The organism is Alphaproteobacteria bacterium (assembly GCA_041396705.1).
In the GTDB taxonomy this organism is placed as follows: domain Bacteria; phylum Pseudomonadota; class Alphaproteobacteria; order CALKHQ01; family CALKHQ01; genus CALKHQ01.
Window position 1 is genome coordinate 221,860 of the sequence record JAWKYB010000002.1, and the last position, 15,921, is coordinate 237,780.

Annotated in this window: 12 protein-coding genes and 1 pseudogene; 12 read left to right on the forward strand and 1 reads right to left on the reverse strand. The window is 68.4% G+C overall.

Going from position 1 to position 15,921, the window contains the following annotated elements:
- Positions 1-37: 37 nt before the first annotated feature.
- Positions 38-1,222 (reverse strand): annotated as a pseudogene (locus R3F55_01040) (transporter substrate-binding domain-containing protein).
- Positions 1,223-2,047: 825 nt separating this feature from the next.
- On the opposite strand from R3F55_01040, the gene R3F55_01045 reads away from it, so the two are divergent.
- From R3F55_01045 to R3F55_01100, 12 genes are all read left to right on the forward strand, one after another.
- Entirely contained in the window at positions 2,048-2,314 is a 267-nt protein-coding gene (locus R3F55_01045; GenBank protein ID MEZ5666026.1) for a hypothetical protein, read from the forward strand.
- Positions 2,301-2,981: an urease accessory UreF family protein gene (locus tag R3F55_01050; GenBank protein MEZ5666027.1), complete on the forward strand. Its 681-nt coding sequence runs from the start codon at positions 2,301-2,303 to the stop codon at positions 2,979-2,981. Before R3F55_01045 ends, R3F55_01050 begins: the two co-directional genes overlap by 14 nt.
- Before the next feature lie 30 nt (positions 2,982-3,011).
- Positions 3,012-3,710, forward strand: coding sequence for an urease subunit gamma (locus tag R3F55_01055; protein MEZ5666028.1), 699 nt, complete (start codon positions 3,012-3,014; stop codon positions 3,708-3,710).
- 3 nt (positions 3,711-3,713) lie between these two features.
- Positions 3,714-5,426 carry an urease subunit alpha gene (gene ureC, locus R3F55_01060; GenBank protein ID MEZ5666029.1) on the forward strand — a complete coding sequence of 571 codons (1,713 nt, stop codon included), beginning with the start codon at positions 3,714-3,716 and terminating at the stop codon, positions 5,424-5,426.
- Positions 5,423-6,064, forward strand: a complete 642-nt coding sequence (gene ureG, locus R3F55_01065; protein ID MEZ5666030.1) for an urease accessory protein UreG — start codon at positions 5,423-5,425, stop codon at positions 6,062-6,064. The genes ureC and ureG overlap by 4 nt, the downstream gene beginning before the upstream one ends.
- The gene (locus R3F55_01070) at positions 6,061-6,930 is read left to right on the forward strand and encodes an urease accessory protein UreD (GenBank protein ID MEZ5666031.1); all 870 of its coding nucleotides are present in this window, start codon (positions 6,061-6,063) and stop codon (positions 6,928-6,930) included. Before ureG ends, R3F55_01070 begins: the two co-directional genes overlap by 4 nt.
- Before the next feature lie 166 nt (positions 6,931-7,096).
- Complete coding sequence (locus R3F55_01075) at positions 7,097-7,894, forward strand: protein-L-isoaspartate O-methyltransferase (GenBank protein MEZ5666032.1); 798 nt, start codon at positions 7,097-7,099, stop codon at positions 7,892-7,894.
- Positions 7,895-7,989: 95 nt separating this feature from the next.
- Positions 7,990-8,874 (forward strand): protein-L-isoaspartate O-methyltransferase, encoded by an 885-nt coding sequence (locus R3F55_01080; protein MEZ5666033.1) that lies wholly within the window; start codon positions 7,990-7,992, stop codon positions 8,872-8,874.
- Positions 8,875-8,988: 114 nt separating this feature from the next.
- Entirely contained in the window at positions 8,989-11,673 is a 2,685-nt protein-coding gene (locus R3F55_01085; GenBank protein ID MEZ5666034.1) for a hypothetical protein, read from the forward strand.
- Between the two features lie 101 nt (positions 11,674-11,774).
- Positions 11,775-12,659 carry a hypothetical protein gene (locus R3F55_01090; protein ID MEZ5666035.1) on the forward strand — a complete coding sequence of 295 codons (885 nt, stop codon included), beginning with the start codon at positions 11,775-11,777 and terminating at the stop codon, positions 12,657-12,659.
- Positions 12,660-12,848: 189 nt separating this feature from the next.
- A complete protein-coding gene (locus R3F55_01095; protein MEZ5666036.1) occupies positions 12,849-14,657 on the forward strand; it encodes a DeoR family transcriptional regulator in 1,809 nt (602 codons plus the stop codon).
- Positions 14,654-15,871 carry a sugar ABC transporter substrate-binding protein gene (locus R3F55_01100; GenBank protein ID MEZ5666037.1) on the forward strand — a complete coding sequence of 406 codons (1,218 nt, stop codon included), beginning with the start codon at positions 14,654-14,656 and terminating at the stop codon, positions 15,869-15,871. The genes R3F55_01095 and R3F55_01100 overlap by 4 nt, the downstream gene beginning before the upstream one ends.
- The last annotated feature ends 50 nt before the right edge of the window (positions 15,872-15,921 follow it).

The window sequence follows — 15,921 nt, forward strand, 5'->3', positions numbered from 1 at the left end:
GTCGGCGCCCGCAGGCGCCGACCGGAATACCTTGCGCTTACAGCTTGGAGGTGTCGAGGCCGCTCTCGAGAACAGGTTGTCCTCGGTCTCGCCATAGGCATAGGGAGCGGGAAGATCGGCTCCGGATACTCGTCGACGATCACGCCCTGGCCTTCTGCATTCCATTGCGAAATGCGTGGCGTCAGGTAGGTGTGCAGGTTCTCCGGCGCGATCTTCACGTGACCGTTCGCCGCGTCCATCTCCTGCCCCTTGATCGCCTCGCGGATGTTGTCCGGCGTGATGTCGCCGTTCAACGTCCGCGCAGCCTGCGCCCACAGGTGCACCTGGAAGTAGGAATTCCCAGGCCGCAGGTGCGTCACCGCATTGGGATCGTTCACGTAGGCCCGATAGTTCTCGATGAAGGTGTGGTTGATGTCGGTATCGATGGCCTGGAAATACGGGAATGACGAGTAGCTGACCGCGAACCCGGCCCATCGCCGCGGACCGATCGACGTCACAGTCGCACAGATCGGCAGCGCGTCCTGGGTCAATGCCCTGGTTCTTGTATTCGCGGTAGAACGACCACGGAATCGTCACCGACCACGTTCGACAGCACCACGTCGCAGCCGGAATCCTTGATCTTGGAGACCATGGCGCCCCACTCGGAATGGCCGAGTTCCAGATACTCGTCCGCCCACTCCGCGCCGTTGGCTCTTCGATCAGGATCTTGCAGACCTTGGCCATCTCGCGCGGATAGATATAGTTCGAGCCGACGATGAAGAACGTCTTCTTGCCCAGCGTGTTGATGATCCACGGAATGTAGTTCGACAGCTGCTGGTTCGGCACCGCGCCGGTGTAGACGACGTTCTTCGAGCATTCGAAGCCCTCATAGAACGTCGGGTAGTACATGCTGTTGCGCCGCTCGAACACCGGCGGACCGCCTTGCGGCTGGCCGAGGTGTAAGAGCCGAACACCGTCCGTCCGATCCTCAGACCAGCTTGCTCGCCTTTTCATTATAGGTCTGCGGGTCGGAGGCACCGTCCTCGACGATCGGGCTGATCATGGTGCCGTTGATGCCGCCGGCGGCATTGACCTCGTCGATTGCCATCAAGCGTGGCATCGGCCAGCGACTTCTCGATGATCGACAGGCCGCCGGTCAGCGAGAACAGCACGCCGAGCTCGATGGTGTCTTGCGCCTTGGCCGTGCGGTGAAAGAAGTAGGTGTCGGAAACGTGGCGGCCAATCCGGCCGCCGCCGAAGTTCTGAGCAGCTTCCGGCGTCCGATCCTTGTGACTTGAGCATGCGCTTGTCCCCTCCTCGTTTTGTGCGGCGCATCACGCCGCCAGGGTTGAGCCCTCATTGCTCACGGCGCCTGCGGACGCGACGCCTGCAACGGGCATTATGCAGGATATGTACACAAATGCCAGCGACTCTCTATGCATGCGCCGTGCCGCTAGGGCATGCTGCGCACGCCCTTGTGTGTTTGCAAAATAGCATTCATAATTTGTCCAGCGGGCCCAGCCGGCGGCCGCTCAATACCATGGCGCGGAGGATTTGTGCAGAAACAGATTGCTGGAGCCATGAGCGGCGAATCGGTGGATCCGATGCGGATTTGGGCATGCACATTTGATTCAGGCACCGCGACAGTCGACCTGCTGCGATGTTGGTTCCAGTCGTGGAATCCATGGCGGAATTTGAAAATTTTTATGGCGTCGCCACGCCGCGATCATTCCAGTGTTCCGGACAATCGGCCATAGGCCGCAACAGTAAGCGACGCCAATCCGGGCGATGTCGCGGCGGCATCTTTGGCGTAGCCAGCGGAAACAGCGAGACGATAGCATGATACTCACCCACATCGCGACCGCCGGACGCTGGCCGGCCGGTTCACCGCAACAGTCCTTGGCTGAAATGCGACCGATCCGCATCACGCCGAGGCATTGCATGCGGTTTCGCATCACGGGCGCGTCGAATACCTGACCCTTGGTACCGCCGACATGCGCCGGCACGGCTGCGTGCGACCACCGACTTGGGTACGGATTGTGCAATCGCACTGCCGAGGGACCAACAATTGTGCAATGGCGCAATCCTGCTGCTCGAACCGCATCGCGCCATCGTGGTGCGGATGGCCGAGCAACCCGCGCTGCGCATCCGGCCGCGCGACGCCGCGGCGGCGCTCGAACTCGGCTACCTCGCCGGCAACATGCACTGGCGTGTCAGCTTCGACGCGGGTGACCTGCTGGTCGCACAGGAGGGCGAGGCCGGCGCCTATCTTGCCAGACTGGCGCCGCTGCTCGACACTGCGCGGGTGGCCATGGTCGACGATGCCGAACGATAGCGCCCTGCTGCTCGCGCTCCAGCACGGCGACAGCCTGTTCCCGAGCGGCGGCTCGTCCTTTTCCTGGGGGCTGGAGCCGGCCCATCGCGACGGCCTGGTGCGCGGCGCCGCGGACGTGACGGCCTTCGTCCGGGCCCAGATCTGCGGCCGCTTCCAGCCGTTCGACCGGCCGCTGCTGTGCGCCGCCCACGCCGGCGCCGACGACGCCGGGCTGCTGCGTCGGCTCGACGACACCGCCGAGGCGATGACGCTTGCCGCCGAACTGCGCGAGGGTTCGCGCAAGGCGGGCGCCGCCCTGCTGACCATCCATACGAGACTGGCGACGGCTGGCGCCGGCGACGTCTACGAGGCGGTCCGGGCCGGGCGGATGCACGGCCACCTGCCTGTCGTGCAGGGCGTCGTCTGGCGCGGGGTCGGCCTGGACGCGGACGCCGCGTCCGCGCTCGCCCTGCACGGACTGGTCGCCGGCATCCTCGGCGCGGCGCTGCGCCTTTCGCTGGTCGGCCATGCCGTCGCACAATCCGTCCGCCTTGCGCTGCAGCCCGAGATGCAGCTGGCGCTGGCGCAGACGCCGTGCGGGGTCGAAGACGTCTCGAGCTTCGCGCCGCTTGCAGAGATCGCCGCGATGCGCCATCCCGACCAGACGATGCGCCTGTTCGCGACATGAAGAATTGATGAGCCGAAGGGGAGGCTGAACGTGCTGCTGACACCAACCGAGATGGAGCGGCTGACGATCTTCACCGCGGCCGAGATGGCGAGGCGACGTCGGGCCAAGGGTCTGAAGCTGAACCATCCGGAGGCGATCGCCTTCATCGCCGACGAGATCCTGGAAGGCGCGCGCGAGGGCCGCAGCGTCGCCGACCTGATCGGCTACGGCTCGACCATCCTGAGCACCGACGATGTCATGCCCGGCGTCGCCGACCTGATGCCGATGCTGCAGGTCGAGGCGACCTTCCCGGACGGGACCAAGCTGGTGACCGTGCACGAGCCGATCCGCCCCGGCACCGAGGCGCCGGCCACCGATGCGGTGCGCCCGGGCGAGATCATCGCCGCCCCCGGCGAGCACGAGCTCAACGCCGGCCGTCCGACCGCGCAGGTGACGGTGATGAACACCGGCGACCGCCCCATCCAGGTCGGCAGCCACTATCATTTCTTCGAGGCCAACCGTGCGCTGGAGTTCGACCGCGCCGCGGCCTACGGCATGCACCTGGACATTCCGGCCGGCACCGCCGTGCGCTTCGAGCCGGGCGAGACCAAGACGGTCGGGCTGGTCGGCTTCGGCGGCACCGCCGAACTCAGCGGCCTCAACCGCCTGACCGAGGGCGCCGCCAACAGCGCGCTGCGCAAGGAAGAGGCGCTCGCCCGCGCCCGCGCCCGCGGATTCAAGGGAGCCTGAGCGATGGCAAGGATGAGCAGGGCCGACTATGCGGCCATGTACGGCCCGACCAAAGGCGACGCGGTGCGGCTGGCCGACACCAGCCTGCTGGCCGAGATCGAGCACGACTACAACTTCCTCGGCGACGAGTGCCTGCACGGCGGCGGCAAGACGCTGCGCGACGGGCTCGGCCTGACCGCCGGCTACGACAGCGCCGCCGGCGCGCTGGACATGCTGATCTGCAACGCCGTGGTCATCGACCCGGTGCTGGGCATCGTCAAGGGCGACATCGGCATCAAGGACGGCCGGATCGTGCGCGTCGGCAAGGCGGGCAACCCGGCGACGATGGACAACGTCGATTCCGACCTGGTCTGCGGCGCGGCGACGACCGTGCGCGACGCCGAAGGGCTGATCGCCACGCCGGGCGGCATCGACGTCCACGTCCACTTCGACAGCGCGCAACTGTGCGAGCACGCGATCGCGTCGGGCATCACCACCATGATCGGCGGCTCGCTGGGACCGATCACCGTCGGCATCGACTGCGGCGGTGCCTGGAACGTGGGCAAGATGCTGCAGGCGGCCGAGCAATGGCCGATCAACTTCGGCTTTCTCGGCCGCGGCAACTCGTCGAAGCCGCGCTCGCTGCTCGACCAGATCGCCGGCGGCTGCCTGGGCCTGAAGATCCACGAGGACTGGGGCGCGATGCCGGCGGTGATCGACACCTGCCTCGGCGTCGCCGACGACCTCGACTTCCAGGTCCAGCTGCACACCGACACGCTGAACGAGAGCGGCTATCTGGAGGACACGCTGGCCGCGATCAACGGCCGCACCATCCACATGTACCACACCGAGGGCGCCGGCGGCGGGCACGCCCCCGACATCATCCGCGTCGCCGGCGAGGCCAACTGCCTGCCGTCGTCGACCAACCCGACCAACCCGTACACGGTGAACACCTTCGACGAGCACCTCGACATGACGATGGTGTGCCACCACCTGAACCCGGCGGTGCCGGAGGACGTGGCCTTCGCCGAAAGCCGCATCCGGCCGCAGTCGATGGCGGCCGAGGACATCCTGCACGACCTCGGCGCGATCTCCATGCTCGGCTCCGACAGCCAGGGCATGGGCCGGATCAACGAGGTGATCTGCCGCACCTGGCAGCTGGCCGACAAGATGAAGAAGCAGCGCGGCCGGCTGCCGTCGGAAGCGACGGCGATGGGCGACAACGAGCGCATCAAGCGCTACATCGCCAAATACACCATCAACGCCGCGCGCACCTTCGGCATCGACGCGCACATCGGCTCGCTGGAACGCGGCAAGCTGGCCGATGTCGTGCTGTGGCGTCCCGGCTTCTTCGGCATCAAGCCGGAGCTGATCGTCAAGGGCGGCTTCATCGTGTGGGCGGCGATGGGCGACAGCGCGGCCAGCCTGATGACCTGCGAACCGCTGCTGATGCGGCCGCAATGGGGCGCGTTCGGCGAGGCGAAGAAGGCTCTCAGCGCCTGCTTCGTCAACAAGGCGGCGATCGACGGCGGCATCCGCAGCGCCCTCGGCCTGACCAAGATGACGCTGCCGGCCGGCGGGGTGCGCAAGCTGAACAAGGCGCACATGCTGCACAACGACGCCCTGCCCGCGATCCGGGTCGACCCGCAGACCTTCGACGTATTCGTCGATGGCGCGCTCGCCATGTGCGACCCGGCCAGCGAACTGCCGCTGGCCCAGCGCTACATGCTGCGATGACCGGGGCCATCGCCAGGGCGGCGGGGGCCGCCCGCATCGGCATCGGCGGTCCGGTCGGCTCCGGCAAGACCGCACTGATCGAGCGGCTGGTGCCGGAGCTCGCCGGCCGCGGCGTCGAGCTCGCCGTGGTCACCAACGACCTGGTCACCCAGGAGGACGCCGAGCGGCTGAAGCGCAGCGGGCTGATCGACCCGGCCCGGGTGCTGGCGGTGGAGTCCGGCGCCTGCCCGCACACCGTGATCCGCGAGGACCCGACGATGAACATCCAGGCAGCCGACCTGCTGGAGGACAAGCTGCCCGGCCTCGACCTGATCATCATCGAGAGCGGCGGCGACAATCTCGCCTCCACCTTCTCGCTCGACCTGGTCGACTACTGGCTGTTCGTGATCGACGTGGCCGGCGGCGACGACATCCCGCGCAAGCGCGGGCCCGGCCCGACCCTGTGCGACCTGCTGGTCATCAACAAGGTCGACCTGGCGCCGCATGTCGGCGTCGACCTGGACCGCATGGTCGCCGAGGCGCGGCAGGTGCGCGACGGCCGGCCGCTGGCGCTGACCAACTGCCGCGCCAACGCGGGCATCGCCGCGGTGGCCGATTTCATCTGCCGCGACGTGCTGCTGCAGGACGTCGCCGCTTGAACCAGCCGCTGCCGGTGACGGTGCATACGCAGCCGGCCGGGCGCAGCGGCAGGCTCGCCCTGGGTCTGCGTCGCGCGCCCGACGGGCGCAGCTTCATCGACCGGCAGCACGCCACCTATCCGTTCCACATCTGCCGGCCGCTCTACTACGGCGGCGATCCGAACGGCATGGCCACGCTGTACCTGCAATCCATCGCCGGCGGCGTGTTCGAGCACGACCGGCTGGCGATGGCACTGGCGGTGGGGCCGGGCGCAGCTCTGCACCTGACCTCGCAGGGCGCGACCATCGTCCATGCGATGACCGGGGGCCGCGCCAGGCTGGCCTCGACGGTGACCGCAGGTGCCGGCGCCGTCGCCGAGCTGCTGCCCGAGGCGACCATCCTGTTCCCCGGCGCCGACCTGGAGACGCGGACCGAGGTGGTGGCCGACGAGACCGCCGTCGTGCTGGTCGGCGAAAGCTTCATCGCGCACGACCCGTCGGGCAACGGAGCGCCGTTCGGTCGCCTGCTGACCGAGGTGTCGTTCCGTACGCCGGATGGCCGGCTGCTGGCCTGCGACCGCCAGGCCACGTCCGGGGCGGCGTTCCGGGCGCTGGCGGCCGCCGGCAGCCGCCGCTTCGAGGCCTATGCCGGCATCCAGCTGTGGGCACCGCGCCGCGATGGTACCGCGCTGCTGGCGGCGTGCACGGGGTCGGCAGGCGTGCCGGACGGTGTCTATTTCGGCGCCTCGCCCCTACCCCACGGCTGCGGCATCGGCATGCGCATCCTTGCCGCCGACGGCGCATCGCTGAAGGCCACCATCGCCATCTTGTGGCGCAGCCTGCGCCGCGGCCTGTTCGAGGCCGATCCCGCGCCGCGCCGAAAGTAGCGGCCGCCGGACGCATGCTTTCCTTTGATCCGGTCGCTGCGCGGTGCTACCCGGAACGCAGCCAGAGATCGGGGGTCACGTGAATCGACGCGAGTTTCTAGCCGCAGCCACGGCCGTCGCAGCCGCCGGGTTCGCCCGGTCCGGCCCGGCGCACGCCGAGCAGTCGGTGCCGCTGCCCTATGACTGGAACGCCTATCCGCCGCTCGAGGCCGGCCAACGCGATGCCTATGTCGAATGGATGGTCGCGCACCGCGGCGAGGATCCGGTCTACCTCGGCCAGCATTGGGACCGCTACCAGGTGCTGGTCGCCAACCGCGATCTGCTCGACGACCGCAACAAGCGGGCATTCCTCATGGTCCCGCGCGAGGAATTCGTGCTCGAGCGCAACCTCGGCCGCGCCTACGAGCACGCCTTCCTCGACATCGGCTACGGCGTCACCATCTCCGGCCCGCACCTGGTCGGCCGGATGACCACATCGATCGACGTGCAGTTCGGCGAGAAGGTGCTCGAGATCGGCACCGGGTCCGGCTACCAGTCGGCCTATCTCGCCAACCTGACCGACAAGGTCTGGACCATCGAGATCATCGCCCCGCTGGCCGAGCGCACGCGCGGCGTCTACGACGGCCTGATCGCCCGCGGCTATTCCGAGTATCTGGCGATTACCAGCAAGTCCGCCGACGGCTACTACGGCTGGGAGGAGGCCGGGCCGTTCGACAAGATCATCGTCACCTGCGGCATCGACCACGTGCCGCCGCCGTTGCTGCAGCAGCTGCGGGTCGGCGGGATCATGGTGATTCCGGTCGGCCCGCCCGGCGCGCATCACGTGCTGAAGATCGTCAAGGAACAGGCGGACGACGGCACCGTGCGCGTCAGCCGCACCGACATCTATGGCGGTCGGATCGTGCCCTTCGTGCCGTTCACCAAGCTGGAGGGCGACGAGATCGTCGGCGTCCACAGCGAGTAGGCGAAGGCCCTGCGCCCGCGCGAAGGGGCGTTGCTTTCCTTTGCTCGTGACGCTGTACGATGCTACGCGAACCTGAGGCTGAGTCCGGAGGTACCGTGAACAGACGCGAATTCATTGCGACCGCCGCCGCCGTCGCCGCCGGCAGCGTTGCCCTGCCCGGATTGGGCCATGCGCAGACGACGGTTCCGCTGCCCTACGACTGGGACGCCTATCCGCCGATCGAACTCGGCCAGCGCGCCGCCTACATCGACTGGATGGTCCAGCACCGCGGCGAAGACCCCTATTATCTGGGCCTGCACTGGGACCGCTACGAACACCTGATCGGACATCGCGACCTGTTCACCGACCGCGACAAGCGGGCCTTCCTGATGGTCCCGCGCGAGGAGTTCTGCCTCGAACGCAATCTCTCCCGGGTCTACGACCGCGCCTTCCTCGACATCGGCTACGGCGTCACCATCTCCGGCCCGAATCTGGTCGGCCGGATGACCAGCTCGATCGACGTGCAGTTCGGCGAAAGGGTGCTGGAGGTCGGCACCGGGTCGGGCTACCAGTCGGCGTTCCTGTCCAACCTGACCGACAAGGTGTGGTCGATCGAGATCATCGCCCCCCTGGCCGAACGCACGCGCGGCGTCTACGACGGCCTGATCGCCCGCGGCTATACCGAATACGGCGCGATCACCACGAAGCAGGCCGACGGCTATTACGGCTGGGAAGAAGCCGGGCCGTTCGACAAGATCATCGTCACCTGCGGCATCGATCATGTGCCGCCGCCGCTGCTGCAGCAGCTCCGGGTCGGCGGAAGCATGGTGATCCCGATCGGCCCGCCGGGCGGGCATCACGTGCTGAAGATCGTCAAGGAACAGGCGGACGATGGGACCATTCGTGTCAGCCGCAGGGACATCTATGGCGGCAGCGTCGTGCCGTTCGTGCCGTTCACCAAGCTGGAAGGCGACGAGATCGTCGGCGTCCACAGCGAGTAGGCGGCCGCCGGCGCGCGATCTGGCCCGGCCCGCCCGCATCGGCGACGCGGTCGCGACCGCAAGCGTCGCGGCGCCCCGTTTTCTCTGCGGCCACCGGGAAACGGTGACCGCGCCATGAGCGCGACGATGGTCGACGCAGCGGCCGGCACGCCACGGCCGTCGCTGCTGCTCTATCTCGCCGTCGGCCTGGTCGCCGGCGCCGTGATCGCGTTCCAGATCTTCATCATGCGCGTGTTCGCGGTGGGAAGCTGGACGCATTTCGGCTCCTTCGTCGTCGCGCTGGCCATGCTCGGCTTCGGCCTGGCCAGCGCCGTGATGGCGCTGAGCAAGGACTTCTTCCAGCGGCGCTGGCGCGGCATCTCGACCGTGGCGCTGGCGGTGTTCGGCCCGTTGATGGCGGGCTGCCACATCCTGGCGCAGCAGCTACCGTTCAACCCGATCTTCCTGGCGTCCGACCCGGTGCAGATCTGGAACCTGGCCGCCAACTTCGTACTGTATTTCCTGCCGTTCTTCGCTGCCGCCGTGTTCATCGGCACCGTTTTCGTCAAGACGTCGCGGATATTCGGCCGGGTCTACTTCGCCGACCTCGCCGGCGCCGGCCTTGCCGGGCTGCTCATCCTCGGCGGCATGTTCGTGTTCCCGCCGGCCGATCTGATCCTGATCCCGTTGCTGGTCTGGCTGGCCGGCGGCCTGTGCTGGCTGTCCTGGATCGGCAGCCGTGCCGGCCTTGCCGTGCTGGTCGCCGCAGGACTGCTGACCGCCGGACTCCACGCCGTCCCGCCGCGGGCTGGCGACATCGTCGACGCGCTCGGGCTTCGCGCCATGCTGCCGGGCGTCGAGAACCTGCCCGGGATCGCGGTGTCCGACTACAAGGGCGTCTCCTATGCGCGCCGCTTCCCGGATGCCGAGCGGGTCCATTCCAGCATCTCCCCCTTCGGCGACCTCGAGATCTACCGCAGTTCCTACCTGCATTTCGCCCCGGGCCTGTCCGACAACGCGGCCTTCAACATCCCGCAGATGCCATCCAACGCCTTCCTCGGCATGTACATCGACAGCGACGGGCCGATCGGGATCATGCGCGACCTGCCGCCCGAGCAGACCGCCTATTTCCGCTACCTGCCGATGTACTACCCGTTCCTGCTGCAGCAGGACCCGTCAGTCTTCGTCGTTCAGTTCGGCGGCGGCATCTCCACCGCGGGGGCGCTGGCCAGCGGCGCATCGGCGGTGACGGTGGCCGAGGCGAACCCGGCGGTGCTGGCGGCGATGGATGCCGACGTGGTCCGCGACTTCACCGGCGACCTGCTCGCCGACCCGCTGGTGACGGTGATTCCCTTCGAGGGCCGGCTGTTCCTCGGCGCGACCGGCAGCCGCTACGACATCATCGACCTCAGCCTTGCCGACTCCGTCGGCCTGTCCAGCCCCGGCGGCTTCGCCATCGCCGAGAAATACGCCTACACGCGCGAGGCGATGGGTACCTACATGCGCGCGCTCGACGACGGCGGCATCCTCTCGGTCACGGTCTGGAACAAGGAGGAGCCGCCGAAGTCGGTGATCCGGCTCTATGCGACGATGGCGGCCGCGGCGCGCGACATCGACCCGGCCGGCGTCGCGCAATCGTTCTACGTTGCGGCCAACTACCTCTCGACCGCGACCGTCCTCTACAAGCGCGGCGGCTTCACGGCCGAGGACATCGCCATCCTCTCGGACAACAGCTATGCGCTGTCGTTCGACGAGGTCTTCGCCCCGGGAATGGAGCCCGACGGCGCGGAAACGAGCCTGCTCGCCGACTATCGCGCCCAGATCTTCGGGTCCGGCGACCCCGATGCCACGACGAGCGCCGACCCGCTGGCGATGCCGGAAGCAGAAGACGATCCGCTGCTCGAAGATCCGATGCTCGATGACGCGCCGGAGGTGCTGCCGGCGACCGCGCTCGGCCGTCTCGCCTGGCAAGCCCTCGCCAACGACGATTGGCAATCCTTCGCCGACAGCTACGTCTTCGACGTCACCGGGCTCGACAATGACCGGCCCTATTTCGCCGCCTATGTCCGGCCCGCGGACCTGCCCGACACGCTCGACCGCCTCGAACTGCTGCAGGACGACTGGGGCTACATCGCGGTGTGGGGCACGCTGGTGGTGGCCGGCGGCGCCGCGCTGTTGCTGCTGCTGTTCCCGGTGGTCTTCGGCTGGCGCGCGATCTTCAGCCGCTATCCCGGCAAGCTGGGGACCCTGCTGTATTTCGCCTGCCTCGGCTTCGGCTACATGCTGGTCGAGGTGGGGATGATCTCCAAGTTCATCCTGGCACTGTCGACGCCGACCGTTTCCGCGTCGGTGCTGATCACCGGGATGCTGGTGTTCTCCGGGCTCGGCAGCCTGCTGTCCGAGCGCTATCTCGACCGCGCCCGCCAGGTGATGCCGCGCATTTTCGTCGCGATCGGCGTGCTGCTGATCGGCTATAGCCTCGCCATCGACCATGTGCTCGACTGGATCGGGACCTTCCCTTACTGGGTGCGACTGGTGCTGTGCCTGGCATTGGTCGCGCCGCCGGCGCTGCTGATGGGCTTCCCGCTGGCGACGGCGATGACCTGGCTGGGCCGCCTGGGCAAGGAGCACCTGTTCATCTGGGCCTGGGGCATCAACGGCAGCTTCTCGGTCATCGGCTCGGCAGCCATTCCGGTGCTGGCGGTGTCGTTCGGCCTGACCACGGTGATCCAGCTGGCGGGCGTGGTCTATCTGATCGCCCTGCCCGCCTTCGTATCGGTCCTGCGGCCGCATCGGCAGGCAGGCCTGCAGCCGGCTTAGGCGCCGCCATGCCGCACCGTCATGCCGCCCGCCGCCGGCGCCTGCGCGCCGGCGCGATCCTGCTATCCGCCCTCCTGCCCCTGTCAGCACAGGTGACGGCCATGCCGCTGGAACGCAGCATCACCGCGCTCATCCGCTTCATCACGTCGCCATTTCCGTACGACGGCCCGATACCGGAAACGGGCGACCCATTCCTCGACGTCATCGAGGCGGGACGACGCGGCCATACCGCGCCGCGCGGCGGCCTGCTGTGGGAGGACGAGCATTATTTCGACCGGCGCACGCTGCTGTACGTGCCGGTCGGCTTCGACCCCGAGTGGCCGGCCACGCTGGTGGTCTTCTTCCACGGCAACGACACCACCCTGGAACGCGACGTCGTGGCCCGGCAGCGGGTGCACGCCCAGGTCGAGGCGTCGGGCCTGAACGCCATCCTCGCCGCCCCGCAATTCGCCTATGACGCGCCGGACTCCAGCGCCGGCGGCTTCTGGCGCCCGCAGGCGTTCCGGCGCTGGCTCGCCGAAGTGGCGGAGAAGCTGGCGCCGCTGCTCGGCGACGCGCGGCTGGAATCCCGCCTCGACACCCTGCCGGTCGTGCTGGTGGCCTACAGCGGCGGCTACAACCCCGCCGCCTTCGCACTGTCCGTGGGCGGCGCCGACGACCGCATCTGTGGCGTACTGCTGCTCGATGCGCTCTACGACGACGAGGAGGCCGTTGCCGACTGGGTGGCACGTCGCGGCGACGCCTTCTTCATCAGCGCCTACACCGCCTCGTCCCAGCCCAGCAACGACCTGTTGCAGACGCTGCTGAGCGAGCGCGGCGCGTCCTTCGATCATGTTGCCGGCGATCCGACAGCGCAGCCCGGGTCGGCATCGTTCCTGTTCGTCGACACGGTCGCGCACGAGGATTTCGTCACCCGAGCCTGGCGCGAGACGCCAATCCAGTGGCTGCTGGCGACGCTTGCGGAGCAGGACCGCTGCGGCGCTTGAAGCGGCCGGCGGTATGAGCCGCGTCGTACGCCGGAAACGTCGCCGGCCCGCCGTTGACGTCCGCAACCGGCTATCCATCTCCTGGCTATGATCATTATTGATCACTCCAGCCGGACAGCGCTTGCGACCCCCAAGCATTTCGCGACTTCTTGACAATTCCGATCGGATCACGGCACGCTCTGATCGACAATGATCAAGTCGCAACGTCACGCCCGCATCATGTCGCTGCTCCGCGACCGCCAGCTGGTCTCGGTCAGCGAGCTCTGCGCGGCGCTGCCAGGCGTTTCCACGGTCACCATCCGCCGCGACATCGCAGAACTCGCCAGGACTGGCATGCTGGCCCGGACCCATGGCGGCGCGATGCTACCGGCCATTGCGGCGACGGCACCGGCCCGGACGAACGGCCACCTGTCGCCGGAACACGAGCGGCCGCCGTTCGACGCACTGGTGCTGCCGCCGATCGCCGGCCGCGGCGCCGACGCGCTGCGGCGCGAGGTCGTCCGCCGCGGCCTGCCATTCGTGGCGGAATCGGCGCCACAGCCGGGCGGCATCTACGTCGGACCGGACAATCTCGCGGCCGGCCGCGATCTCGGCGTGACCGCGGGACGCATCGTCGCGCGCGAGCGGGCATCCGCCGGACTGCTGCTGGTCGGCCAGGATACGCTGGAGAACACGCGCGCCCGCGCCGCCGGCTTCGAGGCAGGCTTTCGCGAGACATTCCCCGGCCCGGTCGACGTGGTTCGGGTCAATGGCCAGGGCAGCTACAAGCCGGCGCTGATGGCGGCTCTCGATGCGTTCGAGACCACGCCGGGGTTGAACGTCGTTCTCGGGGTCAACGACCATTCGGCGCTTGCCGGCCTGGATGCCGCGCGGCGGCTCGACCGCACTGTGTCGGTCTTTGCCGTGGGCGGCGAGAGCCCCGGTTTCGTCGGCCAACTCGCCGAGGGCGGCCCGCTGCGCGCGGTCGCGGCACTGTTCCCGGAAGTCGTGGGTTTCCGCGTGATCGACGTGATCGCGCTTGCGCGTGACGGTCGGCGCGAGGCCGACGTCGGCGCGACGCCGCACAAGGTCCTGACCGCAGAGACGGTCGGGGAGGTCTATGAGCGTGCGGCCGACGGTTGGGCGCTGCGCACCGCCGTGCGCGACGCCCTGCTCGGCGGCGCCGACCCCGCACCGGCGCCGCGGCTGTCCGGCCAGATCGGTTTTATGCCGCACTTTCCGGCGCACGACTGGTACCGGGTGATGACCCAGGCGATGCACACCCGCTGCGCACGCTATGGGCTGAAGCTGACCATCACGCCGCCCGACATGGAGATCGCGCGAGAACTGACGCGGCTGCGCCGGCAGATCGCGCGTGCGGCCGCGGCTTCCGTTCGCCCCGGCGAGACCGTCATCGTCGGCTGCGGCGAGATTGGCGCGCACATGGCCGAACGGCTGAAGGAGTGCGCGCTGGCGGCCGCCCCGCACTGCCGCGGCCTGACCGTGATCACCAATGCGCTCGAGGTGCTGGAGCGCCTGACCGGCGCGCCGGAGATCAAGGTGATCCTGACCGCCGGCGAATATCAGGCGGCGGACCGCTGCCTGGTCGGCCCCAGCCTTGGCGCGCTGTTCGAACAGATGCGCGCCGACCGCGCCTTCCTATCCGTCGACGGCGTCTCCGCCCGCTTCGGCATCTCGGCCGCCGACGAGCGTCTGGCGCTGGCAGGCACGCGCTTCGTACGCGCGGCCCGCTCGGTGGTGGCGATGGCCGATCACACGCTGATCGCGGCCGAAGCCAACCACCGGATCTGCCCGATCTCGGACGCCGACACCGTCATCACCGACGACGGCTCGCTGCCCGCCGACCGTCTCGCTCTCCGCGCCGCCGGGGTCGAGGTGGTGGTCGCGGGCGACGCGCCGGAAGCCATCGCGACCCCAGCAAACCGCGCCGCAGTCGCTGGAGCGGCCGGAACGACCGCAGAGAATGAAATCCAGCATCAGATGGGAGGAGACCGATGACCAAAGCCCTGTTGACGTCTACCGCGCTGACCGCTGCGCTGGCCATCCCGGCCGCCGCCGAGACCGTGACGCTGCAGTTCTGGGACAACCAGCAGACCGAATCCGGCCTGTCCGACGTGCAGAAGGCGGCCGTCGAGCGGTTCGAGGCCGAGAACCCCGACATCCATGTCGAGGTGACGACCATTCCCTATCCGGAATACCAGCAGCGGCTGCTGACCGCCGTGCAGGGCGGCAACGCGCCGGACATCGCCACGCTCGACCAGATCTGGGTTGCCGCCTTCGCCGAGGCGGGCGCGGTTGCCGATCTGTCCGACCAGGCCGCCGCCGCCGGCCTCACCCGCGACCAGTTCTTCCCGGGCGCATGGGATTCTGCCAACTATAACGGCGGACTCTACGGCATCCCGTTCAACGTCGATGTCTGGCAGTTCAGTTTCTATAACAAGGCGCTGGTCGACGCGGCCGGCGTCGATCCGGCCAGCCTGACCACCTTCGAGGGCCTGCGTGCCGCGGCCGAGGCCCTGACCGACAGTTCGAAGGGTCAGTTCGGCGTCGGTCTGTTCGGTCACCAGGGCGAAGACACCGTCGTGGTGCTCGACAGCTTCATCTTCTCCAACGGCGGCCGCGTGCTCGACGACGCCGGCAAATGTGCGCTGACCGCGCCGGAAAGCGTCGAGGCGCTGGCCTATCTGCAGTCGCTGACCGCCTTCGCGCCCCAGGGCATCCTCAACGCCTCGTCCGGCGACATGCGCGAGCTGTTCCTGAACGGAACGCTGGCGATCGAGTTCTGGCCGGCGCTGGAGCAACCGACTCTGCAGGCCTCCAGCCTGGACTGGGACTTCGTCGCCGGGACCGCGCCCGAAGGCACGACCCCGGTCGGCACCTTCGGCGGCTGGAACCTGGCCGTGTTCGAGAGCTCGGAGCACCAGGACGCCGCCTGGAAGTTCATCCAGTTCATGGTCCGCGAGGACGTGAACGGCGACGTCGTCGACCTGATCCCGGCCAACAAGGCAGCGGCGGAGACGTTCCTCGCCGCCAACCGGTCGCGGCCCGACGTGATCATGGCGCATCTGAACAACGCCAACCCGCGCCCGCTGTCGCCGCGCTACCTGGAGGTCGCCGACATCCAGATGCGCCTGGCCCAGGACGTCTATTCGGGCAGCGACCCGGCCGAAGCGGCCGCCGCCGCCTGCGCCGCCATCGACGCGCTGGACTGATCCCGGCCGCACGGGCGGACCCGCCCGCCGGGTCCGCCCGCCATCCCCGC